At 44.1% G+C, this 25817-nt stretch carries 14 protein-coding genes, 4 tRNA genes and 6 rRNA genes; 18 read left to right on the top strand and 6 right to left on the bottom strand.

Annotated elements, in window-relative coordinates; genetic code table 11:
• Positions 1 to 39: 39 nt before the first annotated feature.
• From CUR83_RS12505 to CUR83_RS12495, 3 genes are all read left to right on the top strand, one after another.
• Positions 40 to 267: a DUF1653 domain-containing protein gene (locus tag CUR83_RS12505; protein ID WP_284719757.1), complete on the top strand. Its 228-nt coding sequence runs from the start codon at positions 40 to 42 to the stop codon at positions 265 to 267.
• Positions 268 to 484: 217 nt separating this feature from the next.
• Entirely contained in the window at positions 485 to 928 is a 444-nt protein-coding gene (locus CUR83_RS12500) for a TIR domain-containing protein (protein WP_284719756.1), read from the top strand.
• A complete protein-coding gene (locus CUR83_RS12495; protein ID WP_284719755.1) occupies positions 921 to 2159 on the top strand; it encodes a TRAFs-binding domain-containing protein in 1239 nt (412 codons plus the stop codon). The genes CUR83_RS12500 and CUR83_RS12495 overlap by 8 nt, the downstream gene beginning before the upstream one ends.
• A gap of 90 nt (positions 2160 to 2249) precedes the next feature.
• On the opposite strand, the gene CUR83_RS12490 is transcribed toward CUR83_RS12495, so the two are convergent.
• Together CUR83_RS12490 and CUR83_RS12485 are read right to left on the bottom strand one after the other, a co-directional pair.
• On the bottom strand, positions 2250 to 3086 hold the full coding sequence (locus CUR83_RS12490) for an alpha/beta fold hydrolase (RefSeq protein WP_284719754.1): 837 nt from the start codon (positions 3084 to 3086) through the stop codon (positions 2250 to 2252).
• 231 nt (positions 3087 to 3317) lie between these two features.
• On the bottom strand, positions 3318 to 4280 hold the full coding sequence (locus CUR83_RS12485; RefSeq protein WP_284719753.1) for an alpha/beta fold hydrolase: 963 nt from the start codon (positions 4278 to 4280) through the stop codon (positions 3318 to 3320).
• Between the two features lie 209 nt (positions 4281 to 4489).
• On the opposite strand from CUR83_RS12485, the gene CUR83_RS12480 reads away from it, so the two are divergent.
• The gene (locus CUR83_RS12480) at positions 4490 to 5143 is read left to right on the top strand and encodes a hypothetical protein (protein ID WP_284719752.1); all 654 of its coding nucleotides are present in this window, start codon (positions 4490 to 4492) and stop codon (positions 5141 to 5143) included.
• A gap of 19 nt (positions 5144 to 5162) precedes the next feature.
• Here CUR83_RS12480 and CUR83_RS12475 read toward each other — a convergent pair whose 3' ends face one another.
• Positions 5163 to 5915, bottom strand: coding sequence for an SDR family NAD(P)-dependent oxidoreductase (locus CUR83_RS12475; RefSeq protein WP_284719751.1), 753 nt, complete (start codon positions 5913 to 5915; stop codon positions 5163 to 5165).
• A 73-nt stretch (positions 5916 to 5988) separates the two neighbouring features.
• The gene (gene upp / locus CUR83_RS12470) at positions 5989 to 6648 is read right to left on the bottom strand and encodes a uracil phosphoribosyltransferase (RefSeq protein ID WP_284719750.1); all 660 of its coding nucleotides are present in this window, start codon (positions 6646 to 6648) and stop codon (positions 5989 to 5991) included.
• 359 nt (positions 6649 to 7007) lie between these two features.
• Here upp and CUR83_RS12465 point away from each other — a divergent pair, with 359 nt between their 5' ends.
• From CUR83_RS12465 to CUR83_RS12410, 12 genes are all read left to right on the top strand, one after another.
• Positions 7008 to 7709 (top strand): DNA glycosylase, encoded by a 702-nt coding sequence (locus tag CUR83_RS12465; RefSeq protein ID WP_284719749.1) that lies wholly within the window; start codon positions 7008 to 7010, stop codon positions 7707 to 7709.
• Between the two features lie 697 nt (positions 7710 to 8406).
• Positions 8407 to 9943: ribosomal RNA gene (locus CUR83_RS12460) — 16S ribosomal RNA — on the top strand.
• A gap of 73 nt (positions 9944 to 10016) precedes the next feature.
• Positions 10017 to 10093: transfer RNA gene (locus CUR83_RS12455), tRNA-Ile, on the top strand.
• 96 nt (positions 10094 to 10189) lie between these two features.
• Positions 10190 to 10265: transfer RNA gene (locus CUR83_RS12450), tRNA-Ala, on the top strand.
• A gap of 340 nt (positions 10266 to 10605) precedes the next feature.
• Positions 10606 to 13462, top strand: a 23S ribosomal RNA gene (locus CUR83_RS12445).
• A 161-nt stretch (positions 13463 to 13623) separates the two neighbouring features.
• Positions 13624 to 13737 (top strand): 5S ribosomal RNA (gene rrf / locus CUR83_RS12440).
• A gap of 713 nt (positions 13738 to 14450) precedes the next feature.
• Positions 14451 to 15987, top strand: a 16S ribosomal RNA gene (locus tag CUR83_RS12435).
• Between the two features lie 73 nt (positions 15988 to 16060).
• A tRNA-Ile gene (locus CUR83_RS12430) sits at positions 16061 to 16137 on the top strand.
• A gap of 96 nt (positions 16138 to 16233) precedes the next feature.
• A tRNA-Ala gene (locus CUR83_RS12425) sits at positions 16234 to 16309 on the top strand.
• Between the two features lie 340 nt (positions 16310 to 16649).
• A 23S ribosomal RNA gene (locus CUR83_RS12420) occupies positions 16650 to 19506 on the top strand.
• Positions 19507 to 19667: 161 nt separating this feature from the next.
• Positions 19668 to 19782 (top strand): 5S ribosomal RNA (rrf, locus tag CUR83_RS12415).
• The 16S, 23S and 5S rRNA genes sit together here with 4 tRNA genes alongside, the layout of an rRNA operon.
• A gap of 605 nt (positions 19783 to 20387) precedes the next feature.
• Positions 20388 to 21809 (top strand): hypothetical protein, encoded by a 1422-nt coding sequence (locus tag CUR83_RS12410; RefSeq protein WP_284719748.1) that lies wholly within the window; start codon positions 20388 to 20390, stop codon positions 21807 to 21809.
• Between the two features lie 454 nt (positions 21810 to 22263).
• On the opposite strand, the gene CUR83_RS12405 is transcribed toward CUR83_RS12410, so the two are convergent.
• The gene (locus tag CUR83_RS12405; protein ID WP_284719747.1) at positions 22264 to 23157 is read right to left on the bottom strand and encodes a pirin family protein; all 894 of its coding nucleotides are present in this window, start codon (positions 23155 to 23157) and stop codon (positions 22264 to 22266) included.
• 272 nt (positions 23158 to 23429) lie between these two features.
• Here CUR83_RS12405 and CUR83_RS12400 point away from each other — a divergent pair, with 272 nt between their 5' ends.
• Both CUR83_RS12400 and CUR83_RS12395 read left to right on the top strand, forming a co-directional pair.
• Complete coding sequence (locus CUR83_RS12400; protein WP_186475376.1) at positions 23430 to 24482, top strand: 5'-nucleotidase; 1053 nt, start codon at positions 23430 to 23432, stop codon at positions 24480 to 24482.
• A gap of 40 nt (positions 24483 to 24522) precedes the next feature.
• Complete coding sequence (locus tag CUR83_RS12395; protein WP_284719746.1) at positions 24523 to 25128, top strand: rhomboid family intramembrane serine protease; 606 nt, start codon at positions 24523 to 24525, stop codon at positions 25126 to 25128.
• Between the two features lie 52 nt (positions 25129 to 25180).
• On the opposite strand, the gene CUR83_RS12390 is transcribed toward CUR83_RS12395, so the two are convergent.
• The gene (locus CUR83_RS12390; protein ID WP_186475378.1) at positions 25181 to 25714 is read right to left on the bottom strand and encodes a hypothetical protein; all 534 of its coding nucleotides are present in this window, start codon (positions 25712 to 25714) and stop codon (positions 25181 to 25183) included.
• Positions 25715 to 25817: the final 103 nt, after the last annotated feature.

Here is a 25817-nt window from a genome sequence, read left to right as displayed (position 1 = left end):
GTGATAATTAGCAGCCATTTTTAATAGTAGGAGTTTGCTATGACTAAAACCATTCCCCAAGGCATTTACCGCCATTACAAAGGCAGCCTCTATCAAGTGCTGCATACCGCAAAGCACTCAGAAACCGAAGAGTCGCTCGTGGTATATCGTTGTCTTTATGGTGAATATGGCGTGTGGGTACGCCCGCTTGCGATGTTTACTGAAACCGTCACCGTTGAGGGTAAAGAGCTCCTGCGGTTTGAATTAATCAAAGCGTTGGTTGACTAAGTTAAAAAAACATACTTACGATATAACGCCAATCTCAACTTATCGTAGGCCTTTGATTTTTATAGAATTTAAAATTCTAATTGTTTTAACTGAAATTTTAAAAACTAAGTAAACCAATACCTTAGAAAAATAAGTTGAGAGTGGGGTGATATAGAAAGTTTTTACATAGTAAAAACATCACCTACTAATGTTGATTTTCTTACTTTTAATACCATATATGAATTACACTTTAATTCAGGACGAATTTATTATGGCTCATAAGGTATTCATAAGTTACGATCACTCAGAAGATGCGCATTATAAGTATTTACTACAGGCCTGGAGCAATCATCCACGTTTTGTATTTGAATTTGATAATCGTAGCGTTCAAACAGCAATCAATAGTGAGGACGCAAGTAGAGTTAAAGCAGGTATAAGTAGTAAAATGAAAGATGCTACTCATCTATTCGTTATTGTGGGTAAGTTGTCTCATGAAAGCGACTGGATGAATTGGGAGATTGCTAGGGCAAAAGAGTTAGGACTAAAAATTGCCGCTGTAAAGATAGAAAAATCTAATATTTCTCCTACTGGACTATTGAATATAAAAACGTCATGGGCTACCAGCTTTACACAAGCTAGAGTGATAGAAGCACTAGATAATGCGGTGGTAGGTTATGAGTAATTCAGCTGATAAACTAGAGGAAGCTCAAAAGATATGTTTTGTCGTTATGGGCTTTGGAGAAAAGGTTGACTATGCTTCAGGAAGAACATTGGACTTAGATGCTACGTTTGACGCCATTATAAAGCCAGCTTGTGAAGAATTAAATTACAAATGTATTAGGGCAGATGAAATACATCATTCAGGAGTGATTGACTTGAAAATGTATAAGATGTTGTTGGAAGCAGATTTGGTGATTGCTGACATCTCAACATCAAATCCAAATGCCATTTATGAAGTAGGTATAAGACATGCTCTGAAAAGAAAAGCCACTATTTTAATGAAAGAAGATAAATGTAAGTTTTATTTTGATCTAGATCATATTTCAACCATTACTTATGAACACCTTGAAAAAGATATAGGGAATCGTGAGGCTATAAGAGTTAAACAACAGCTCAAAGATAAAATAAACAGTATAGATTACGATGATGAAGAGCCTGATAGCCCAGTTTACACTTTTTTGCCTAATCTAAAATCTCCAATAGTCAGCGATGCTGAAATGAGCGAACTGATTGAAGAGATGGAAGAAGATGACGATCTATACTTTGAATTAAAAGAACGCCTCTCTGCAAGTGTAAAAGATAGTGAGCATTCAGAAGCGGTAAATATCATAGAGGAATTATTAAAAATTCGCCCTGATGATGATTATTTATTACAACAGTTGGCTTTGCATACGTATAAATCAAAAAAACCAGACAAGAAGACAGCGCTCATATCTGGCTCAAATATAATTCGTAAACTAGACCCTGAGAATTCTAATAATCCTGAAACGACTGGTATAGCTGGAGCTATTTTTAAAAGGTTGTTTGACGAGTCTGAAAGCCACGATGATATAGATAGGGCTATTCGCTACTATCGACGCGGTTTTATCCTCAAAAAAGATTATTACAACGGTGAGAACTTAGCAAATTGTTATAAAATTAAGTCTAATGCATTAGATTCAGAAGAAGATAAGATATTCTTTAAGCGACTTGCTCAAGAAACATCAAAAGAAGTGATGAGTAGAGTTAAAGAAGTACTTGATTCAGAAAACTTTAATGAAAGAAAAGATAAGCGTTGGGTTTACGCTACTGCAGCAAGTATTTATGATTACCTTGGCGAGGAATTTGAATTTAAGCGTTTTGAAACTTTATTCCTTGAAGAAGAGCCTGCTCAGTGGGAAAAAGACACCTTTTATGAAAATCTAAAACATTAAAAACTTGATTGTACTTTCTTATATTTTAACCGATTGAGTAAAAAACGACCCGTCGAGGTCGTTTTTTTTGTTCTATATATGGCGAGTCAATTAGCTGTTCAAAAATGCAATCAACGTTTTATTGAACTCTTCACTATGGGTCACATTGATACCATGTGGACCGCCTTCAATGACATGTAATCTACTGTCTGCAATCATATCGTGAGAGCGTTCACCACTGGCTTCGATTGGTACGATTTGATCCGCATCACCATGTATGACCAATGTCGGTACATCAAACGCTTTTAAATCATCGCGAAAATCGGTATAGCTAAAGGATTTAACGCAATCGAGTGTCGCCTTAGCAGAAGCAAATGCGGCAATATCACGGTTGTATAAGCGCATGGGCTTGCTGACTAACAACTTACCATCTTTTGGGGTAAAGAAGTTCTTAGTAAAATCATTTAAAAAGGCAATACGATCATCACTGACCCCATCCAAGAATCCTTGAATATCTGACTCTTCGAGACCGCCATCAGGGTTATCATCTGTCTTAAACAGGTACGGTGGGACAGCAGAGGCCAGTACCGCTTTGCTCACACGCTCGGAGCCATATTTACCCAGATAGCGAGCCACTTCACCGCCGCCCATGGAGAATCCAACGATGGTGGCATCTTGCAAATCGAGCGCCTCCATAAGACCTTTTAAGTCTTGGGCTAGGGTATCGTAGTCGTAGCCGTTCCATGGTTTGGATGACTGACCAAAGCCGCGTCTGTCATAAGTAATGACTTGATAGCCAGCTTCGACCAATGCAGGCAGCTGTGCTTCCCAAGCGCGACCACTGAGTGGCCAACCATGGATGAGGATGACAGGTTTGCCAGTACCTTGGGTTTCGTAGTAGAGTTCGACCGGTTGATCGTCTTGAGTTGCAACAGTAGCGTAGGGCATGATCTGATCCTTTTGGTATTATTGTATTCATATGCTTTTGGAGTGATGCTTAACAGTAAATGCTATTCATAGTCACTATTTTTCGTAATCACTATTTAAAGCTAGTGATCTAGAAGTGGTCATTCACTGATACTGGCATCAGCTTTTAAGTATAGAATTAGTCCAAAACAATTGCTATGACAGGTTGTAAAGTTATAGTAGGGATTGTAAAGCGGTTGTGTAAAATCCTAGCTAATATTGTAGAAATTCTTTTAATAATTTATAAAATTGCAATGGCTGATCTATTGGCACGGCATGTCCTGAGCGCGGCAGGATAACGTCACGAGCATTGGGTAGCATGCGTGTTATTTTCTGCTGCCACTTAGCGTCATAGAGCTGTGAGCGACCTCCGATTAAGTTCACGACTGGGATGGTGACGTTTTCTATAACTGCCCGAAAATCATAAGGTATGGCGAGATACGCCTGCAGGCAGCGCATTTTGTGTTGCCATGTTTGGTGATTATAAAATGCCAGCTTATGATCGTTTTGATGAGTAAGTGCTTGTACGACAGCTTTTGAACGTGGACGGCTGACAGACAGTAAAGAAAACAATCTTTCGACATCGGTCACGCGGCGTTTGAGAGAAAACGGCAAGTGCGTAAAGTCTTCAACTTGCGCATACGGTAGTGTCCTATCGACAATTTCTTGAAACACGGCAAACATCTCTTTTTGCCGATCACCAAACAATCCACCTTGCCAATCTGGTTGGTTGTGAATCACAGGGCTTTGATCGATGTTCAAATAGCGGCTGATACGGGATGTGCCAAAGTGGGTAAAGTAAGACCACATCACCAATGCCCCCATCGAAATCCCAGCAACGGGTAACGACTCTACGTTACGGTTTATGCAAACATGATCGATGATGGCATCAATATCTTCAGCGTACTGATTGACAAAATCAAACGGCGTCACCTCGATATTTTTTGCGGCACCAAATCCCCGAAAATGTGGCAAGTAAAATTCATATTTGCCAATCAGTGGCAGTATAAAAGGTAAAAATTCACGTGCATCCATGCCGTAGGCATGCAGCATCAGCACAGGCGCGCCTTGTCCGATAACAGAGATAGGTAGTCGCGTGCCATCAGTCATCGTAATATGAGTAGTTTGCACTTGATACTGGTCGGGTATTGGCAGTGTGAGTAATTTTTTTATCATGAGTTCTATTCTGTGCGCTCGCATAGTAGCCATAATTGAGGTTGCTGACTTCAACAGACCCGATATACTTGCAGTAAGACTGTTATAGTAAAATCAGCTCATTGACCATAGCATAAAAGTGAGCTTGCAATACCGAATAATCATCAGCGCTAATTTATCAATCATAATAAATAAAAATAACAACCTGACTCTTAAAAGGAGGCCTAAGTATGAGTAGAGCGACTTTAGCGTCGTTAGATATGAGCCTTTATCCGCTAGTATGGGAGCAGCAGACTTTTATAGATTCGCAGCAATTCTTGATAGCGATACTGACCCAGAGCGCTGAGATAAAACCAGAAGACTTCACCAAGCTGCTGCTAAACAACCCTGTCTATCAAGAGTGGATTAACGCAACTGTCTTTGGGCGCTATATTCAGCGCAGTTTTGCCGCCTTCTATCAGCAGACGGAAGACAGCTTCAACATGGATATGCCTGCGCTATTTCGTAACGAGCTGACGCGCCATGCGCAATATATGCCATTAGGTCAGGTATTATTTTTTGCAGGAGAGATGTCCAAAGTGGTACGACAAACAAAGCTACTCACCACCACCGTAAATCCAGCCACGGCAATCATTAACGCACAAAAAATGACAACCCATCAGGTTTCTCATTCAAAGGTAATCGTTAATCAAATCACCATCGTCAGTAAGCAAGTATTAGGGTTTCCCATACGTCATAATAAACGCACTAGCGAGCGCCTGCGTAATGAAGTATTGATTATGGACTTTCAGGACTTACGCTTGGTAAATGAGGTAACAATTGAGGACATAAAAAAAAGCAATATAGAGTCATCTATATTGCTTCGGTCTTACGAGTTACGTTGATTATCGAATAGATGCGCTTTTAACGGTCTTTTTTAGCCACCGTTAGACCGTTATAGGTTTGCGCGACTGGCATCACTTCCAAACGATTGACATTGATATGCGCAGGCGACTCAATCAACCACAGTAATATATCGCCGATATCTTCACCTGTCATGGTCTTAAAGCCATCGTAGACTTTAGCTGCTTTATCGTCATCACCATGGTAGCGCACGTTTGAAAACTCAGTACCCGCGACTACGCCCGGTTCGATATTGGTCACACGCACCTGCGTACCGACAAGGTCAGCACGTAAATTTAAGCTGAACTGTTTGACAAACGCTTTAGTTGCGCCGTACACATTGCCACCAAAGTATGGCCAGCTACCAGCAATCGAGCCGACATTGATGATATATCCGCTATCACGCTCGACCATGACTGGCAAGACTGCATGAGTCAATGACATTAGACCTTTAACATTGGTATCAGTCATGCGCATCCAATCATCGAGATTGGCTTTGTGGGCAGGCTCTGTACCCAGCGCCAATCCTGCATTATTAACCAAGACATCAATCTGTTTAAAGTCATCAGGCAAGTCAGCAATGATTTGCGGAATAGAATCCGTATCACTCACATCCATCACCACAGGTAAAAAGTTCTCACCTAAAATCTCTGCTAAAGCATTCAGCTTATCGATACGTCTAGCGCAACCAATCACGCGATGACCATTAGCCACCAAACGCTCTGCCAACGCTTTACCAAAACCCGCGCTCGCTCCTGTAATCAATACGTTCATGATCTATCCTTATTATTGATGTTGTCTGCTGTTGCCATAATTTTGATGACGGCTTTATTTACCCCAATGAGATTTATCTATTAGATAACTGCTTACCAAAGATTTTATCACCCGCATCGCCTAGACCTGGGATGATGTAACCTTGCTCATCCAAATGGCTGTCTAACGCAGCGGTATAGATAGTCACGTCAGGATGTGCTTCGTTTACCAAGCGGACGCCTTCAGGTGCAGCTACCAATACCAATGCTTTGATATTAGTACAGCCATTTTTCTTTAGCATCTCGATGGTCGCAACCATTGAGCCACCCGTAGCTAGCATTGGATCAATGATTAGCGCAGGACGCTTGTCCATGTGACTGACAAATTTTTCAAAGAATGGTACTGGCTGCAACGTTTCTTCATCACGTTGTAGACCGACCACAGAAATCTTAGCAGTAGGAATTAGATCGAGCACCCCATCAAGCATGCCAATACCTGCACGTAAAATCGGCACGATAGTCGCAGTCTTACCAATGATTTGCTCACCCGTGATTTCGCCGCACCAGCCTTGCATTGGGAAGGTCTCAATTTCAAAATCACGGCTTGCTTCATAAGCCATCAAGCGTGCAAGCTCTTTGGTCAATGTACGAAATTTATAAGTACTACAGTCTTTTTCGCGCATGAGGCTGAGTTTATGACGGACCAATGGATGATCAATGACCGTAATGTTTAAATCGTTGTTTAAATCACTCATAAGTATTCTCTTGGTTTTTTGTCTGATGCGTGCGCAGTCATTGCGGTTGCTATTAATATAAAAAGATACAAACACTTACCCCACTTTAACTCTGTTTGGTCTCATTGATAGTAAAATAAAAACCTCAATGACCATGCAAATCAAATAAACGTGCTACTTGTATAAGAGTGTAATGTCACCAAAAGTGATCAGTTAGACACTCACAATTGGCAGCCAAGCCTAAACCGCTCAGGCTAAGCGACTATATATTGTCGCACTATTTGAATCGACTAAGTTTGACTGTATGAAATTATCATAAGTGCAGTAGTGTCTAGGCTTGCTATGATACCAAAAAAACCGCTTTTCTGATGAAGAATATCATGACTATAAAACCATCAAACACCCAAGAATACGCTAATAACAAGGCTAATAACGAGATAGTAGCAACCGAGAGCTCATCAGGAGAAATTGAAAATCATCCTTTTGCGCCTGTTTTACCACCAAATGCCACGGTCATGATGATGGGTACGTTTCCGCCGACTAGCGATAAATGGGCAATGAGCTTTCATTATCCCAATTTTTATAATGATATGTGGCGTATCTATGGCCGAGTGTTTTTTGATGACGCCGACTATTTTAGAGTCGGCGATGAGAAGCGCTTTGACCCTGAGCGCATACGCAATTTTATGTTCGAGCGTGGTATAGCGTCTTGCCCAACGGTCAAGCAAGCCATTCGTGAGACTGGCAATGCTTCGGATAAAAACCTAACCGTGGTGACGCCAGTTGATTTGGATAGTATTTTGCCGCAAGTGCCAAAGGTAGCGACATTGTTTACGACAGGAGGCAAGGCGACCGAAGTGCTACTTGGGTTATTAGATGAGCCAATTGCCAAATCAAAACATCCAAAAACCAATCAAAGTATGGATTACCCTTATCAATGGCAGGATGCAGATAAGAAAAAAATGGATGTCAATAACTTAACCTTATATAGATTACCATCGACCTCACGCGCCTATCCCTTATCGTTGGATAAGAAAGTCGCTGCATATAAGGCGTTTTTTGAGAGGATGGGTAAGTTGTAAAGTATAACTATAGAGAGGACTGTTCCAATATAGAATGAAGCTAAAAGGTGGTAAAACGCATCTATCTACTGGAACTAAATATTTTTACTAGGATAAAACATAATCAAGGGCACATATCTACTCATCTCTAGTGCATCAAAAATAACCAACTCCAACCCATTGAAAAAACTACCATTTTATATTCCACTAAAATAATTCCAAAAACATCAACAAAACAGGTTGACACAAAAGTTAAACCCTCTATAATACGCCCTCATCAGACGGACTGGCAGTGAGAGATGTGTAGATTACACATTAATAACCCAGTTAACCTGGCGAAACAAATTATAAAAAGTCTTGACAATTCAAATCAATATGATAAGATAGTCGGCTCGCTAGATAGCTTAACTGGCAACAGGGAAGGCGAAAAGCGTAAGTAATACCCTATATATCGATGACTGGACGACAGTGATTGAAACTATTTAAAAGCATAACTAAAGAACAACTTGTGTGGATTTTTGCTGATTCAGAATGCTAAAAAATAAAGTTGGTCGACTATCTTTTCGGTAGAACACCAACTATAAAAATTATCATTTAAGACAGCAGAAAAACTCAAAGTTAATTCATTACGAACATAATTACGAGCGATTTTGCCAGATTAGATGAGCCAAGATTAGAAGTCGTCTTACTATTTATAGTGAAGACTTCAAGCAAGATTAAACTGAAGAGTTTGATCATGGCTCAGATTGAACGCTGGCGGCAGGCTTAACACATGCAAGTCGAGCGGAAACGATGATAGCTTGCTATCAGGCGTCGAGCGGCGGACGGGTGAGTAATACTTAGGAATCTACCTAGTAGTGGGGGATAGCTCGGGGAAACTCGAATTAATACCGCATACGTCCTACGGGAGAAAGGGGGCAACTTGTTGCTCTCGCTATTAGATGAGCCTAAGTCGGATTAGCTAGATGGTGGGGTAAAGGCCTACCATGGCGACGATCTGTAGCTGGTCTGAGAGGATGATCAGCCACACCGGGACTGAGACACGGCCCGGACTCCTACGGGAGGCAGCAGTGGGGAATATTGGACAATGGGGGGAACCCTGATCCAGCCATGCCGCGTGTGTGAAGAAGGCCTTTTGGTTGTAAAGCACTTTAAGCAGTGAAGAAGACTCTTCGGTTAATACCCGGGGACGATGACATTAGCTGCAGAATAAGCACCGGCTAACTCTGTGCCAGCAGCCGCGGTAATACAGAGGGTGCAAGCGTTAATCGGAATTACTGGGCGTAAAGCGAGCGTAGGTGGCTTGATAAGTCAGATGTGAAATCCCCGGGCTTAACCTGGGAACTGCATCTGAAACTGTTAGGCTAGAGTAGGTGAGAGGGAAGTAGAATTTCAGGTGTAGCGGTGAAATGCGTAGAGATCTGAAGGAATACCGATGGCGAAGGCAGCTTCCTGGCATCATACTGACACTGAGGCTCGAAAGCGTGGGTAGCAAACAGGATTAGATACCCTGGTAGTCCACGCCGTAAACGATGTCTACTAGTCGTTGGGTCCCTTGAGGACTTAGTGACGCAGCTAACGCAATAAGTAGACCGCCTGGGGAGTACGGCCGCAAGGTTAAAACTCAAATGAATTGACGGGGGCCCGCACAAGCGGTGGAGCATGTGGTTTAATTCGATGCAACGCGAAGAACCTTACCTGGTCTTGACATACACAGAATCTTGTAGAGATACGAGAGTGCCTTCGGGAATTGTGATACAGGTGCTGCATGGCTGTCGTCAGCTCGTGTCGTGAGATGTTGGGTTAAGTCCCGCAACGAGCGCAACCCTTGTCCTTAGTTACCAGCACTTCGGGTGGGAACTCTAAGGATACTGCCAGTGACAAACTGGAGGAAGGCGGGGACGACGTCAAGTCATCATGGCCCTTACGACCAGGGCTACACACGTGCTACAATGGTAGGTACAGAGGGCAGCTACACAGCGATGTGATGCGAATCTCAAAAAGCCTATCGTAGTCCAGATTGGAGTCTGCAACTCGACTCCATGAAGTAGGAATCGCTAGTAATCGCGGATCAGAATGCCGCGGTGAATACGTTCCCGGGCCTTGTACACACCGCCCGTCACACCATGGGAGTTGATTGCACCAGAAGTGGTTAGCCTAACTTAGTGAGGGCGATCACCACGGTGTGGTTGATGACTGGGGTGAAGTCGTAACAAGGTAGCCGTAGGGGAACCTGCGGCTGGATCACCTCCTTATAGACAGCATTCGGTCAGCAAGAATTCACAACAAGTTGTTCTTTAGTTTAAGCTTACGTTTTAGGACGTATCAGGGTCTGTAGCTCAGCTGGTTAGAGCACCGTGTTGATAACGCGGGGGTCAGTGGTTCGAGTCCACTTAGACCCACCATTATTAATGTAGGTGAAAGAGCCCTAAGTAAATCCCCTTTAAGGGATTTCCTCTTGCGCTCGGATCGAAGCAGTGCTTCGATTGTATCCTCGCTCAGGGGCCATAGCTCAGTTGGTAGAGCGCCTGCCTTGCACGCAGGAGGTCAACGGTTCGACTCCGTTTGGCTCCACCACTACATACAGCTAAGCTTAGCGTGCTAAATAAAATAGGTATCAAATAGAAACAAGTGATTTGCACACGATTACTTCTTTCTGTTTTATACAGAAACTTATGACTCGACGAGAGCATAGGAACTATTTAAAAACATAGATATGAGTCTGGGTTAGGATGAGCGTATTCACGCGCCCATCTTAACCTTAATAACTCACCTCTTAACGACATTGTTTGTTATCCCAGGGGTGAGTTATTAAAAAAGTAAAGAGAACTGAATCAAGCGTATAAACATAGGTGATATCGTTATCATAATTAGATTGTATGACACATAGAAGTCGAAAGACTACTTGGGGTTGTATGGTCAAGTAATGAAGCGCACATGGTGGATGCCTTGGCAGTCAGAGGCGATGAAAGACGTGACAGCCTGCGATAAGCTTCGGGGAGGCGGCAATATCCTGTGATCCGGAGATTTCTGAATGGGGAAACCCACCTACCATAAGGTAGGTATCCTAATTTATTAGGAAGCGAACGAGGGGAAGTGAAACATCTCAGTACCCTTAGGAATAGACATCAATTGAGATTCCCCTAGTAGCGGCGAGCGAACGGGGAGAAGCCGATTAATGCTAATGTAGAAGAACAGCGTGGGAAAGCTGACCATAGTAGGTGATAGTCCTGTATTCGAAACATTAGCGTTAACATATTAAGTAGAGCGGGGCACGAGAAATCCTGTTTGAAGATGGGGGGACCATCCTCCAAGGCTAAATACTCCTGACTGACCGATAGTGAACCAGTACCGTGAGGGAAAGGCGAAAAGAACCCCTGTGAGGGGAGTGAAATAGAACCTGAAACCGTGTGCGTACAAGCAGTGGGAGCCACCATGCGTGGTGACCGCGTACCTTTTGTATAATGGGTCAGCGACTTATATTCTGTAGCAAGGTTAACCGTTTAGGGGAGCCGTAGGGAAACCGAGTCTTAATAGGGCGACTAGTTGCAGGGTATAGACCCGAAACCGAGTGATCTATCCATGAGCAGGTTGAAAGTGCCGTAACAGGCACCGGAGGACCGAACCCACTGTCGTTGAAAAGCCAGGGGATGACTTGTGGATAGGGGTGAAAGGCTAATCAAACTCGGTGATAGCTGGTTCTCCCCGAAAGCTATTTAGGTAGCGCCTCGGACGAACACCATTGGGGGTAGAGCACTGTTTCGGCTAGGGGGTCATACCGACTTACCAAACCGATGCAAACTCCGAATACCGATGAGTGATATCCGGGAGACACACGGTGGGTGCTAACGTCCATCGTGGAGAGGGAAACAACCCAGACCGCCAGCTAAGGCCCCAAATTCCTAGTTAAGTGGGAAACGAGGTGGGAAGGCATAGACAGCTAGGAGGTTGGCTTAGAAGCAGCCATCCTTTAAAGAAAGCGTAATAGCTCACTAGTCGAGTCGGCCCGCGCGGAAGATGTAACGGGGCTCAAACTAGGAGCCGAAGCTGCGGATTTGAAAATTGTTTTCAAGTGGTAGGGGAGCGTTGTGTAAGCCTGTGAAGGTGTGTTGTAAAGCATGCTGGAGGTATCACAAGAGCGAATGCTGACGTGAGTAACGATAATGGGTGTGAAAAGCATCCACGCCGGAAGATCAAGGGTTCCAGTCCAACGTTAATCGGGGCTGGGTGAGTCGACCCCTAAGGCGAGGCCGAAAGGCGTAGTCGATGGGAAATCGGTTAATATTCCGATACTTGTTTATAATGCGATGGAGGGACGGAGAAGGTTATGTCAGCCTGGCGTTGGTTGTCCAGGTGAAAGGATGTAGGTTTATAGCTTAGGTAAATCCGGGCTATTCTATACCGAGATCTGATAGCAAGCTGTACATGTACAGCGAAGTGGCAAATACCATGCTTCCAGGAAAAGCTTCTAAGCAATAGTTATAAACGAATCGTACCCTAAACCGACACAGGTGATCAGGTAGAGAATACCAAGGCGCTTGAGAGAACTCTGCTGAAGGAACTAGGCAAAATGGTACCGTAACTTCGGGAGAAGGTACGCTGTTGGTGGTGATAGGACTTGCTCCTTGAGCTGCTGGCAGTCGCAGATACCAGGCTGCTGCAACTGTTTATTAAAAACACAGCACTCTGCAAACACGAAAGTGGACGTATAGGGTGTGATGTCTGCCCGGTGCTGGAAGGTTAATTGATGGGCTTAGCGTAAGCGAAGGTCTTGATCGAAGCCCCAGTAAACGGCGGCCGTAACTATAACGGTCCTAAGGTAGCGAAATTCCTTGTCGGGTAAGTTCCGACCTGCACGAATGACATAATGATGGCAGCGCTGTCTCCAGCAGAGACTCAGTGAAATCGAAATCGCAGTGAAGATGCTGTGTACCCGCGGCTAGACGGAAAGACCCCGTGAACCTTTACTACAGCTTTACATTGAACTTTGACCTGACTTGTGCAGGATAGGTGGGAGGCTTTGAAACCGAGACGCCAGTCTTGGTGGAGCCATCCTTGAAATACCACCCTGGTCATGTTGGGGTTCTAACTCAGGTATCACAATACCGAGGACAATGTATGGTGGGTAGTTTGACTGGGGCGGTCTCCTCCTAAAGAGTAACGGAGGAGTACGAAGGTGCGCTCAGACCGGTCGGAAATCGGTCGAAGAGTATAAAGGCAAAAGCGCGCTTAACTGCGAGACCCACAAGTCGAGCAGGTACGAAAGTAGGTCTTAGTGATCCGGTGGTTCTGTATGGAAGGGCCATCGCTCAACGGATAAAAGGTACTCTGGGGATAACAGGCTGATACCGCCCAAGAGTTCATATCGACGGCGGTGTTTGGCACCTCGATGTCGGCTCATCTCATCCTAGGGCTGAAGCAGGTCCTAAGGGTATGGCTGTTCGCCATTTAAAGAGGTACGCGAGCTGGGTTTAGAACGTCGTGAGACAGTTCGGTCCCTATCTACCGTGGGCGTTGGAAATTTGAGAGGATCTGCTCCTAGTACGAGAGGACCAGAGTGGACGAACCACTGGTGTTCGGGTTGTCATGCCAATGGCATTGCCCGGTAGCTACGTTCGGATGGGATAACCGCTGAAAGCATCTAAGCGGGAAGCCCACCTCAAGATTAGATTTCCCCAAAGAGCCGTTCAAGACTAGGACGTTGATAGGCAGGGTGTGGAAGCACAGTGATGTGTGTAGCTAACCTGTACTAATTGCTCGTTTGGCTTGACCATACAACACCCAAGTGGTTTGTATCAAGTCTAATTAATCTATCTTATATAGCCTAGGCTATAGAAACAGACAGAACATTTCGATATCACCGTTAACCTTGATTCAGTTAGGGTAAGTGGTACTTATCAAAAGTCACACGAACAGACTCATATCTAACCCCTTTGCTGACGACAATAGCGCGATGGCACCACCTGATCCCTTCCCGAACTCAGAAGTGAAACATCGTTGCGCCAATGGTAGTGTGGTTCGCCCATGTGAGAGTAGGTCATCGTCAGCTCCTTATTCCTGATTAGCCCCTTGATACTAACGTATCAAGGGGCTTTTCTTTGTCGGCATTTTAATAATAATTTCCTGATCAATAGCTGCTCATTTTATTTGGCAAAATAATTATAAAAAAGGATCAATTAGCCTTGACCCAGCCTCAAACCCGCGTATAATGCGTCCCAGTCGAAAGGGAAGTGATTTACTGATTTGAATGATGCAAATTGTTTGAACTAAATAGAAAATACTTCTTGACTAAATAAATAAACCCTCTATAATACGCCCTCATCAGACGGACTGGCAGTGAGAGATGTGTAGATTACATATTAATAACCCAGTTAACCTGGCGAAACAAATTATAAAAAGTCTTGACAATTCAAATCATTATGATAAGATAGTCGGCTCGCTAGATAGCTTAACCGGCAACAGGGAAGGCGAAAAGCGTAAGTAATACCCTATATATCGATGACTGGACGACAGTGATTGAAACTATTTAAAAGCATAACTAAAGAACAACTTGTGTGGATTTTTGCTGATTCAGAATGCTAAAAAATAAAGTTGGTCGACTATCTTTTCGGTAGAACACCAACTATAAAAATTATCATTTAAGACAGCAGAAAAACTCAAAGTTAATTCATTACGAACATAATTACGAGCGATTTTGCCAGATTAGATGAGCCAAGATTAGAAGTCGTCTTACTATTTATAGTGAAGACTTCAAGCAAGATTAAACTGAAGAGTTTGATCATGGCTCAGATTGAACGCTGGCGGCAGGCTTAACACATGCAAGTCGAGCGGAAACGATGATAGCTTGCTATCAGGCGTCGAGCGGCGGACGGGTGAGTAATACTTAGGAATCTACCTAGTAGTGGGGGATAGCTCGGGGAAACTCGAATTAATACCGCATACGTCCTACGGGAGAAAGGGGGCAACTTGTTGCTCTCGCTATTAGATGAGCCTAAGTCGGATTAGCTAGATGGTGGGGTAAAGGCCTACCATGGCGACGATCTGTAGCTGGTCTGAGAGGATGATCAGCCACACCGGGACTGAGACACGGCCCGGACTCCTACGGGAGGCAGCAGTGGGGAATATTGGACAATGGGGGGAACCCTGATCCAGCCATGCCGCGTGTGTGAAGAAGGCCTTTTGGTTGTAAAGCACTTTAAGCAGTGAAGAAGACTCTTCGGTTAATACCCGGGGACGATGACATTAGCTGCAGAATAAGCACCGGCTAACTCTGTGCCAGCAGCCGCGGTAATACAGAGGGTGTAAGCGTTAATCGGAATTACTGGGCGTAAAGCGAGCGTAGGTGGCTTGATAAGTCAGATGTGAAATCCCCGGGCTTAACCTGGGAACTGCATCTGAAACTGTTAGGCTAGAGTAGGTGAGAGGGAAGTAGAATTTCAGGTGTAGCGGTGAAATGCGTAGAGATCTGAAGGAATACCGATGGCGAAGGCAGCTTCCTGGCATCATACTGACACTGAGGCTCGAAAGCGTGGGTAGCAAACAGGATTAGATACCCTGGTAGTCCACGCCGTAAACGATGTCTACTAGTCGTTGGGTCCCTTGAGGACTTAGTGACGCAGCTAACGCAATAAGTAGACCGCCTGGGGAGTACGGCCGCAAGGTTAAAACTCAAATGAATTGACGGGGGCCCGCACAAGCGGTGGAGCATGTGGTTTAATTCGATGCAACGCGAAGAACCTTACCTGGTCTTGACATACACAGAATCTTGTAGAGATACGAGAGTGCCTTCGGGAATTGTGATACAGGTGCTGCATGGCTGTCGTCAGCTCGTGTCGTGAGATGTTGGGTTAAGTCCCGCAACGAGCGCAACCCTTGTCCTTAGTTACCAGCACTTCGGGTGGGAACTCTAAGGATACTGCCAGTGACAAACTGGAGGAAGGCGGGGACGACGTCAAGTCATCATGGCCCTTACGACCAGGGCTACACACGTGCTACAATGGTAGGTACAGAGGGCAGCTACACAGCGATGTGATGCGAATCTCAAAAAGCCTATCGTAGTCCAGATTGGAGTCTGCAACTCGACTCCATGAAGTAGGAATCGCTAGTAATCGCGGATCAGAATGCCGCGGTGAATACGTTCCCGGGCCTTGTACACACCGCCCGTCACACCATGGGAGTTGATTGCACCAGAAGTGGTTAGCCTAACTTAGTGAGGGCGATCACCACGGTGTGGTTGATGACTGGGGTGAAGTCGTAACAAGGTAGCCGTAGGGGAACCTGCGGCTGGATCACCTCCTTATAGACAGCATTCGGTCAGCAAGAATTCACAACAAGTTGTTCTTTAGTTTAAGCTTACGTTTTAGGACGTATCAGGGTCTGTAGCTCAGCTGGTTAGAGCACCGTGTTGATAACGCGGGGGTCAGTGGTTCGAGTCCACTTAGACCCACCATTATTAATGTAGGTGAAAGAGCCCTAAGTAAATCCCCTTTAAGGGATTTCCTCTTGCGCTCGGATCGAAGCAGTGCTTCGATTGTATCCTCGCTCAGGGGCCATAGCTCAGTTGGTAGAGCGCCTGCCTTGCACGCAGGAGGTCAACGGTTCGACTCCGTTTGGCTCCACCACTACATACAGCTAAGCTTAGCGTGCTAAATAAAATAGGTATCAAATAGAAACAAGTGATTTGCACACGATTACTTCTTTCTGTTTTATACAGAAAACTATGACTCGACGAGAGCATAGGAACTATTTAAAAACATAGATATGAGTCTGGGTTAGGATGAGCGTATTCACGCGCCCATCTTAACCTTAATAACTCACCTCTTAACGACATTGTTTGTTATCCCAGGGATGAGTTATTAAAAAAGTAAAGAGAACTGAATCAAGCGTATAAACATAGGTGATATCGTTATCATAATTAGATTGTATGACACATAGAAGTCGAAAGACTACTTGGGGTTGTATGGTCAAGTAATGAAGCGCACATGGTGGATGCCTTGGCAGTCAGAGGCGATGAAAGACGTGACAGCCTGCGATAAGCTTCGGGGAGGCGGCAATATCCTGTGATCCGGAGATTTCTGAATGGGGAAACCCACCTACCATAAGGTAGGTATCCTAATTTATTAGGAAGCGAACGAGGGGAAGTGAAACATCTCAGTACCCTTAGGAAAAGACATCAATTGAGATTCCCCTAGTAGCGGCGAGCGAACGGGGAGAAGCCGATTAATGCTAATGTAGAAGAACAGCGTGGGAAAGCTGACCATAGTAGGTGATAGTCCTGTATTCGAAACATTAGCGTTAACATATTAAGTAGAGCGGGGCACGAGAAATCCTGTTTGAAGATGGGGGGACCATCCTCCAAGGCTAAATACTCCTGACTGACCGATAGTGAACCAGTACCGTGAGGGAAAGGCGAAAAGAACCCCTGTGAGGGGAGTGAAATAGAACCTGAAACCGTGTGCGTACAAGCAGTGGGAGCCCACTTGTTGGGTGACCGCGTACCTTTTGTATAATGGGTCAGCGACTTATATTCTGTAGCAAGGTTAACCGTTTAGGGGAGCCGTAGGGAAACCGAGTCTTAATAGGGCGACTAGTTGCAGGGTATAGACCCGAAACCGAGTGATCTATCCATGAGCAGGTTGAAAGTGCCGTAACAGGCACCGGAGGACCGAACCCACTGTCGTTGAAAAGCCAGGGGATGACTTGTGGATAGGGGTGAAAGGCTAATCAAACTCGGTGATAGCTGGTTCTCCCCGAAAGCTATTTAGGTAGCGCCTCGGACGAACACCATTGGGGGTAGAGCACTGTTTCGGCTAGGGGGTCATACCGACTTACCAAACCGATGCAAACTCCGAATACCGATGAGTGATATCCGGGAGACACACGGTGGGTGCTAACGTCCATCGTGGAGAGGGAAACAACCCAGACCGCCAGCTAAGGCCCCAAATTCCTAGTTAAGTGGGAAACGAGGTGGGAAGGCATAGACAGCTAGGAGGTTGGCTTAGAAGCAGCCATCCTTTAAAGAAAGCGTAATAGCTCACTAGTCGAGTCGGCCCGCGCGGAAGATGTAACGGGGCTCAAACTAGGAGCCGAAGCTGCGGATTTGAAAATTGTTTTCAAGTGGTAGGGGAGCGTTGTGTAAGCCTGTGAAGGTGTGTTGTAAAGCATGCTGGAGGTATCACAAGAGCGAATGCTGACGTGAGTAACGATAATGGGTGTGAAAAGCATCCACGCCGGAAGATCAAGGGTTCCAGTCCAACGTTAATCGGGGCTGGGTGAGTCGACCCCTAAGGCGAGGCCGAAAGGCGTAGTCGATGGGAAATCGGTTAATATTCCGATACTTGTTTATAATGCGATGGAGGGACGGAGAAGGTTATGTCAGCCTGGCGTTGGTTGTCCAGGTGAAAGGATGTAGGTTTATAGCTTAGGTAAATCCGGGCTATTCTATACCGAGATCTGATAGCAAGCTGTACATGTACAGCGAAGTGGCAAATACCATGCTTCCAGGAAAAGCTTCTAAGCAATAGTTATAAACGAATCGTACCCTAAACCGACACAGGTGATCAGGTAGAGAATACCAAGGCGCTTGAGAGAACTCTGCTGAAGGAACTAGGCAAAATGGTACCGTAACTTCGGGAGAAGGTACGCTGTTGGTGGTGATAGGACTTGCTCCTTGAGCTGCTGGCAGTCGCAGATACCAGGCTGCTGCAACTGTTTATTAAAAACACAGCACTCTGCAAACACGAAAGTGGACGTATAGGGTGTGATGTCTGCCCGGTGCTGGAAGGTTAATTGATGGGCTTAGCGTAAGCGAAGGTCTTGATCGAAGCCCCAGTAAACGGCGGCCGTAACTATAACGGTCCTAAGGTAGCGAAATTCCTTGTCGGGTAAGTTCCGACCTGCACGAATGACATAATGATGGCAGCGCTGTCTCCAGCAGAGACTCAGTGAAATCGAAATCGCAGTGAAGATGCTGTGTACCCGCGGCTAGACGGAAAGACCCCGTGAACCTTTACTACAGCTTTACATTGAACTTTGACCTGACTTGTGCAGGATAGGTGGGAGGCTTTGAAACCGAGACGCCAGTCTTGGTGGAGCCATCCTTGAAATACCACCCTGGTCATGTTGGGGTTCTAACTCAGGTATCACAATACCGAGGACAATGTATGGTGGGTAGTTTGACTGGGGCGGTCTCCTCCTAAAGAGTAACGGAGGAGTACGAAGGTGCGCTCAGACCGGTCGGAAATCGGTCGAAGAGTATAAAGGCAAAAGCGCGCTTAACTGCGAGACCCACAAGTCGAGCAGGTACGAAAGTAGGTCTTAGTGATCCGGTGGTTCTGTATGGAAGGGCCATCGCTCAACGGATAAAAGGTACTCTGGGGATAACAGGCTGATACCGCCCAAGAGTTCATATCGACGGCGGTGTTTGGCACCTCGATGTCGGCTCATCTCATCCTAGGGCTGAAGCAGGTCCTAAGGGTATGGCTGTTCGCCATTTAAAGAGGTACGCGAGCTGGGTTTAGAACGTCGTGAGACAGTTCGGTCCCTATCTACCGTGGGCGTTGGAAATTTGAGAGGATCTGCTCCTAGTACGAGAGGACCAGAGTGGACGAACCACTGGTGTTCGGGTTGTCATGCCAATGGCATTGCCCGGTAGCTACGTTCGGATGGGATAACCGCTGAAAGCATCTAAGCGGGAAGCCCACCTCAAGATTAGATTTCCCCAAAGAGCCGTTCAAGACTAGGACGTTGATAGGCAGGGTGTGGAAGCACAGTGATGTGTGTAGCTAACCTGTACTAATTGCTCGTTTGGCTTGACCATACAACACCCAAGTGGTTTGTATCAAGTCTAATTAATCTATCTTATATAGCCTAGGCTATAGAAACAGACAGAACATTTCGATATCACCGTTAACCTTGATTCAGTTAGGGTAAGTGGTACTTATCAAAAGTCACACGAACAGACTCATATCTAACCCCTTTGCTGACGACAATAGCGCGATGGCACCACCTGATCCCTTCCCGAACTCAGAAGTGAAACATCGTTGCGCCAATGGTAGTGTGGCTCCGGCCATGTGAGAGTAGGTCATCGTCAGCTCTCTATTCCTAAAAGCCCCCTCTGCATTAGCAAAGGGGGCTTTTTCTTTGTCTCTATATTTATATTGTTGCCTACAATAATTGGTGCTAAATTAAATAATACATTTTGTATTTCTACTTTCATATTTAAGGGAGAGATCAAAGATGTCTATAAAACTCACTGAAAGTGATGGTATAGCGATAAACATTCCTTAAGGCTATCGTGAGTTACAAGGTTCAGATGGACGTATGGTTCTCATACCTTTAAATGGTAGAGGAATGTAGGGTAGTGATGGACGTATGGTAGCTATCCCAAATAAAGGTACGGGTTTACAAAGTTCAGATGGGCGAATGGCTGCAATAAAACGAGGTCTTCAGAGATCTGATGGACGAATAGTAATAATTCAACCACGAAAGTTAGGAATATCAGATCCTAAAGGTAGAATGAGAAATAGATAATGGTATTAACATGATATTTCAGTTATAAATAGACTTTGACAGCTATTGATTTTAAATTGTAATGTAAACTGTTTTTTTTAAAATAGACTGTAGAGATAAAATTTAATATCTTGCGTTCAATAAATATATTATTTACTAATATTAACTTAGTTTGAGTGGTAATTTTAAATGACCTATGCACTAGTAGATAACTCTACACTCACAGCGGTTGAACGTTTGAGTGGTAATGTTCTTACGAAATCTAAGGATTCTACAGATACTGACATAGTAGCATTAGAGAATTATTTACAAGCTATTCTATTTTATGATCGTATTGTAGCTGTAGATGATTATATTCCAAAGCATAGAGATTCACGAATAGCTGCTTTTCCTAATATTGATTTTTTGAACAAAGGTGATTTTAACTTAGACCTTATAGAGCAACAAGCAAAAGAAAAAGCTGATTCTATACGTCCCGAAATTAGAGGGGGTGAGTTTGTAAACTCAGATTTCAAAAAACTGATCGAACTTCTTCAAACGCATATTGTCTGCACGTGGGATATAAGCTCTAGTGTTTATCATTTAACTTTAAAAGGACTAGCAAACGGTTCAGAGGAGTTTAAAAAATACGGCAATCTCGCTGCGTCCATTTTTTCCGAATTAAATGATGCATCAGAATTAGGTCAGCGTACGAGTGGAAATGTAGCTTTAGTAGATCGTTATGGGAATCCAATTAGTAGTGGTTATAAAGTACCTGAAGCTCGCTGGAGTAATGGTGGTAAATCAAGCGGGGAGGCAAGTAATGCCATCAAAGCGTTCGTTGCTGCACTAGTATGGCTTGCTAATCGTTCAGTCTTTTATTCTCTAACAGCTAGATATCTACAAGCAGATACATTCTTATATCCCATTCGACAAGCATATCAGCAGACTTACTTAAGTCAGACTTGTAATTACGGTTTTTCATATGCAAAAAATATTGTTGATCATTTTTCGACAGTTGCATCAGAAGATTTAGTAAGCATTCATAATGCTGGTCTGTCTGTAGCAACAGCTACAACATTACCAATGTTCTCTGCTTGGCTTGCGAAAGAAACTGGAGATCCCTCTCAAATTGTTGCTGCTGCATATTCGATACGCAACAACTCAGAGTTTATAGAAGCTCGTGAACAAATCAGGGAAATTCGAAAACTATTTGATCAGTCTGAAATTGCATCTGCCAACAGAAAAGTTTTGAAATTAGTCACAAGCTTTAATAAAGCATCAAACAATCTACGTGTAAAATATGGTTTAAATACACGCCAAGGTGTTCCAGTGACAAAGCTTGTTCATGTTTATAACACTTATGCTGCGATAAGTGCATTACCAAAAGTCCCTGCATATAACTTCAAGATTAAGTTGCCGGAATTTGTATATAATTTAAGAAAACCTAAAGGATTTAACGCTGTGTACCGTAATTTAACTGACGATTTATCTACAGTTTGGTCACTTGGTGAAGCCAGAGACATTTTAGGTAGTAAAGTAGATAACGATAAGCAGTCGTTAGTATATAATCCTAAGCAAGAAAAGCCTGAATTTCGACAAACGCATTCTCAATTCAAGAGTCCAATGTGATAGCATTCGTATAAAACTACAAGAAGTAACTCAGATGGTGTGTCAAAAAGTATGTTGATTAAAATTTGAACAATTTATAATGTTTTGGACACCTTGTAAACTTAAAGAATAGAACGTGAGTTCTTCTAAACTTTTATCGTTATTATACTTTTTAGAATACCACCATATTTTTAATATAGTGAGTATAATTATTTTGAAATAGCTATATTTCTTTAATGTTCTAACTAGAACTACTTTCCAACCTCAACCATAGGTTCAAAATCAAACCTCAACTGCTGACGTTCAACTATGAGTTTTAGACCGTGCTTATTAATGCTCGTACTTAACTAGAGTTGCCGCTCGGTATGACTGCGCAAACAACCAAAGCAATATTTTTCCCACAAAAAAAGCCCATATTAGCGAACTAATACGGGCTTTGATATTTAATAAAGTATTCAACAAACTAAGCTAACCACTAAGCACCTTCACCAAACTTACCACTTTGGAAATCAGTGACGGCTTGCATGATTTCTTGCTGACTGTTCATAACAAAGGGACCGTATTGCACAATCGGCTCGCGTAGTGGGCGACCAGTGATTAAGATCACTTTGGTGTCTTCTTCACTATCTGCTGTAATAGTCACGCCATCGGCATCTTTATCATTTTTTAAGATAGCCATATTTTTAGTCGGTACGATTTCGCCTTCAATGTCTACCGTACCGCGATAGACAAAGGCAAACGCATTATGATCGGCTGGAATCGCTTGGCTAAAGCTAGTCCCTGCGGGTAGATGAATATCCAAATACGTCGGCTCAGTAATGTCGCGCGTGACCGCTCCTTCGACGCCATGCGATCTACCTGCGATTACCGTAACGTCTACGCCATCTTCAGTTGTGTATTTAGGCAAGTCCTCACTTTGAAAGTCTTTATACCAAGGCTCGTTCATTTTGTCTTTGGCAGGTAGATTAAGCCAAAGCTGGAAGCCTTCCATCGCGCCGTCTTCTTGTTCCGGTAGCTCCGAATGGATCACACCGCTAGCCGCTGTCATCCACTGCACGCCGCCGTTTTGTAATAGCCCTTCGTTACCCGCGCTATCACGATGACGCATACGGCCTGTAATCATATAAGTAATGGTTTCAAAGCCGCGATGCGGGTGATTGGGGAACCCTGCGACATAATCATCTGGATTGTCACTTTTGAAGTTATCGAGCATCAAGTACGGATCGAGGCGCTGTTGCAGCTGCTGCGTCAGTACGCGAGTGAGTTTAACACCAGCGCCGTCTTGGGTATCGACCCCAGCAAAAAGCTGCTCGATTTGACGCGATTGGGTCACAGTATCTTTTTTGTTATTCGCTACAGTATTATTCATTATTCTTTCCTGATTTTTTAATATCTGTTGGTGAGCATTGATTTATTACTCTTAGCTATTTATTTGAGGCCAAGGGGATATATTTCAATAGTATTATATAGTTTATATTAATAATTAGTATTTAAAATTAAGTATTATTTAATCAATTATCAGTACAAAAGGGCTTACTATTAAAGAGTTGCCAATAATAAAATCTTACTTACCTACTGAGGTTTAATTGCTAAACTGATGAGCATTAACCAATACCATGCTTAGAATAGAGAACGGATAATATGGCAGTCGATTTAACCAATACTTTAATAGTGGCTATATCAGCGACAGCATTGTTTGACTTAACGGAGTCTGAGAACCACCTTTTACAGCTACTACAGCAGCGCCCTGACGAGGCAGTAAAGGAGTTTCGCGATTATATGGCGAAGCGTGAAGATCAGCCATTAGATAGTGGTGCAGGATATCCATTAATCAAAGCGCTGCTGAATCTAAATAATTACTGTAACGACTGTCTATCAGCGGATTTAACGACCGAATCGCCACTTGTGGAAGTCGTCATCGTCTCAAAGAGCAGTCCTGATACTGGTATTCAAGTGCTCAATGCCATTCGTGACAACGGTTTGAATATTTCACGTTCCGCCTTTGTATCCGGAAGTCCTGTGGCGCCCTATATCAAAGATTTTAATGTGGATTTGTTTTTGACCACTAATCGCGAAGATGCGCAGCAAGTGGCGGATGCCAATATCTGTGCCTGTGCGATATTGGACGCTACTCCTGTCAATACCTATAAGTTAGATACGGATCAGCTACGTATTGCCTTTGATGGCGATGCAGTATTGTTTGATGACTCAGGTGAGTTACTCTATAAGCAAAAGGGGCTACGAGCTTTTCACGATCGTGAAGTAAAAATGCGTGATTTACCGATTGAAAAAGGCCCTTACGCTGAGCTATTGATCAAACTGTCAAATTTACAGGAACGTTTACCGGCTGGTTTACAGTATTCGCCAATCAAAATTGCGCTTGTGACCGCCCGTAATGCACCTGCTGATTTGCGCGCTATTAAAACGCTGCGAGAGTGGGGCGTGAATGTCGATATGGCATTTTTTTTAGGAGGGCTGGAAAAAACAGCAGTGCTTAGGACATTTGCACCGCATATATTCTTTGATGATTCAATCAAGCATATCGATGCAGCACGTCGATTTATACCTACAGCCTTGGTTCCTTATCGTTCGACGTCGTTACTGCACGGTGATAGCTATCTAACTAATGATAAAGATGCAACATTATTGTCATTCAAGCCTGCTGTGCGCCCACTATTTGTAGTAAATCATTGAGCATGTACAGATAAGCGAAATTTAAACAATAGGATGGTATATGAATTGGCAGCAATTTCTCAACTTGATTGTGGCGCGAATAAAGCAGGTTGTTGGTTTATACGCTTTTGTACTCATACCGATGTGGGGTATGTTTTTTTTAAATGAAGTGGCGCTATTTGGACTGTGGAATATCTTTGGGATTGTACCGCGCGCGTTAGATGTGGGCAGTATGATCGGAGTATTCGCCTCATGGACGATGCATGGCAATTTGTCACATCTGATTGGTAATACTGTCACGCTATTACAAATTTTATTTTTATTTGGACTGTTTGAGAAAAACGCTTACCGTACCATTATCAAGCTGGTCATCGCTTCAGGGCTGGTGACATGGGTGATCGGGTCACCATCTTCTATTCATATCGGTGCATCAGGATTGTGTTTTGCGATGTTTGGTTACATGATAGGCGGCGCATTATTTGCGCGGCGTTGGGGATATTTATTGGCCTGTATTATCATGGGAACAGGTTACTGGCTGACCATCAAGCAAGGTCTGATGCCGCAGCCGGGAGTCTCGTTTGCAGCACATTTTGGGGGATTGTGCGCAGGGTTACTGCTGGGGGCAACTTCCAAGCATCACTATACCAGTGTCAGTCGCCATCAATAAGTGCTTAAGGCTGCTGATTTAACCATCTTGTCATGGTGTGGTTTTGCTGGTTTTACTGACAAATACTCAAAAACAAAGGATCGTCAGTAGTTAGCGGTCGCCATTGGGTGGTATTTGCCACATATTCTCTCAAGCCAAGCTCACGGTCTTTGGCTACAGGTATCCTATAATCGGCACGTGCAGGCGCACGGCAGTCAATCACTTGTGGCATCTGCTGTACACTCATACGCCGCTCAAACAAATATAAATTGACCAAATATAGACCCTGATCGGCACTGCGGGCACGTTCGTTGTCAACAGCCATAAAGCGCACGGTCTGAGGCTTTAGGTAAGACCAAGGTCGAAACCAAGCGGTATCCTCGATTTTTTTGATGACGGTGACACCCTCTGGCAGCTGAGCCACTTGCTGATCGTACCAGTTGTATTCTTGATGAATCTGAAACGCAAAAATACCGATGGCAGCAAACAATGGAATCAGCCACTTGGGCGCACGCTTTCCTGCCAGTTTGCTCAAATGTGTGATAATCAGAGCCAACCCAGCCATACCAAACCCAGCAGCGATGGTCGCAATAAATTCATAAATCATAAAATAAATCCTCAAAGCGGTGGGTCAATGTGTCAGTTGGTTAATTCATCAATCAAGCAGTGATACCATAAAAAATCACCCACAAGCAGCTGTGGCTCATGAG

Source organism: Psychrobacter pocilloporae, from assembly GCF_029872915.1.
GTDB lineage: Bacteria > Pseudomonadota > Gammaproteobacteria > Pseudomonadales > Moraxellaceae > Psychrobacter > Psychrobacter pacificensis.
The sequence above is the reverse complement of the archived record's forward strand: the minus strand, read 5'-3'. Positions and strand labels throughout refer to the sequence as shown.

Excerpts from the sequence above, each read along its gene's own strand:
- CUR83_RS12495 (WP_284719755.1), top strand. The coding sequence starts at position 921 with ATGAGTAATTCAGCTGATAAACTAGAGGAAGCTCAAAAGATATGTTTT.
- CUR83_RS12490 (WP_284719754.1), bottom strand. The coding sequence starts at position 3,086 with ATGCCCTACGCTACTGTTGCAACTCAAGACGATCAACCGGTCGAACTC.
- CUR83_RS12505 (WP_284719757.1), top strand. The coding sequence starts at position 40 with ATGACTAAAACCATTCCCCAAGGCATTTACCGCCATTACAAAGGCAGC.
- CUR83_RS12480 (WP_284719752.1), top strand. The coding sequence starts at position 4,490 with ATGAGTAGAGCGACTTTAGCGTCGTTAGATATGAGCCTTTATCCGCTA.
- CUR83_RS12395 (WP_284719746.1), top strand. The coding sequence starts at position 24,523 with ATGAATTGGCAGCAATTTCTCAACTTGATTGTGGCGCGAATAAAGCAG.
- CUR83_RS12400 (WP_186475376.1), top strand. The coding sequence starts at position 23,430 with ATGGCAGTCGATTTAACCAATACTTTAATAGTGGCTATATCAGCGACA.
- CUR83_RS12410 (WP_284719748.1), top strand. The coding sequence starts at position 20,388 with ATGACCTATGCACTAGTAGATAACTCTACACTCACAGCGGTTGAACGT.
- CUR83_RS12465 (WP_284719749.1), top strand. The coding sequence starts at position 7,008 with ATGACTATAAAACCATCAAACACCCAAGAATACGCTAATAACAAGGCT.
- upp (WP_284719750.1), bottom strand. The coding sequence starts at position 6,648 with ATGAGTGATTTAAACAACGATTTAAACATTACGGTCATTGATCATCCA.
- CUR83_RS12475 (WP_284719751.1), bottom strand. The coding sequence starts at position 5,915 with ATGAACGTATTGATTACAGGAGCGAGCGCGGGTTTTGGTAAAGCGTTG.
- CUR83_RS12485 (WP_284719753.1), bottom strand. The coding sequence starts at position 4,280 with ATGATAAAAAAATTACTCACACTGCCAATACCCGACCAGTATCAAGTG.
- CUR83_RS12405 (WP_284719747.1), bottom strand. The coding sequence starts at position 23,157 with ATGAATAATACTGTAGCGAATAACAAAAAAGATACTGTGACCCAATCG.
- CUR83_RS12390 (WP_186475378.1), bottom strand. The coding sequence starts at position 25,714 with ATGATTTATGAATTTATTGCGACCATCGCTGCTGGGTTTGGTATGGCT.
- CUR83_RS12500 (WP_284719756.1), top strand. The coding sequence starts at position 485 with ATGAATTACACTTTAATTCAGGACGAATTTATTATGGCTCATAAGGTA.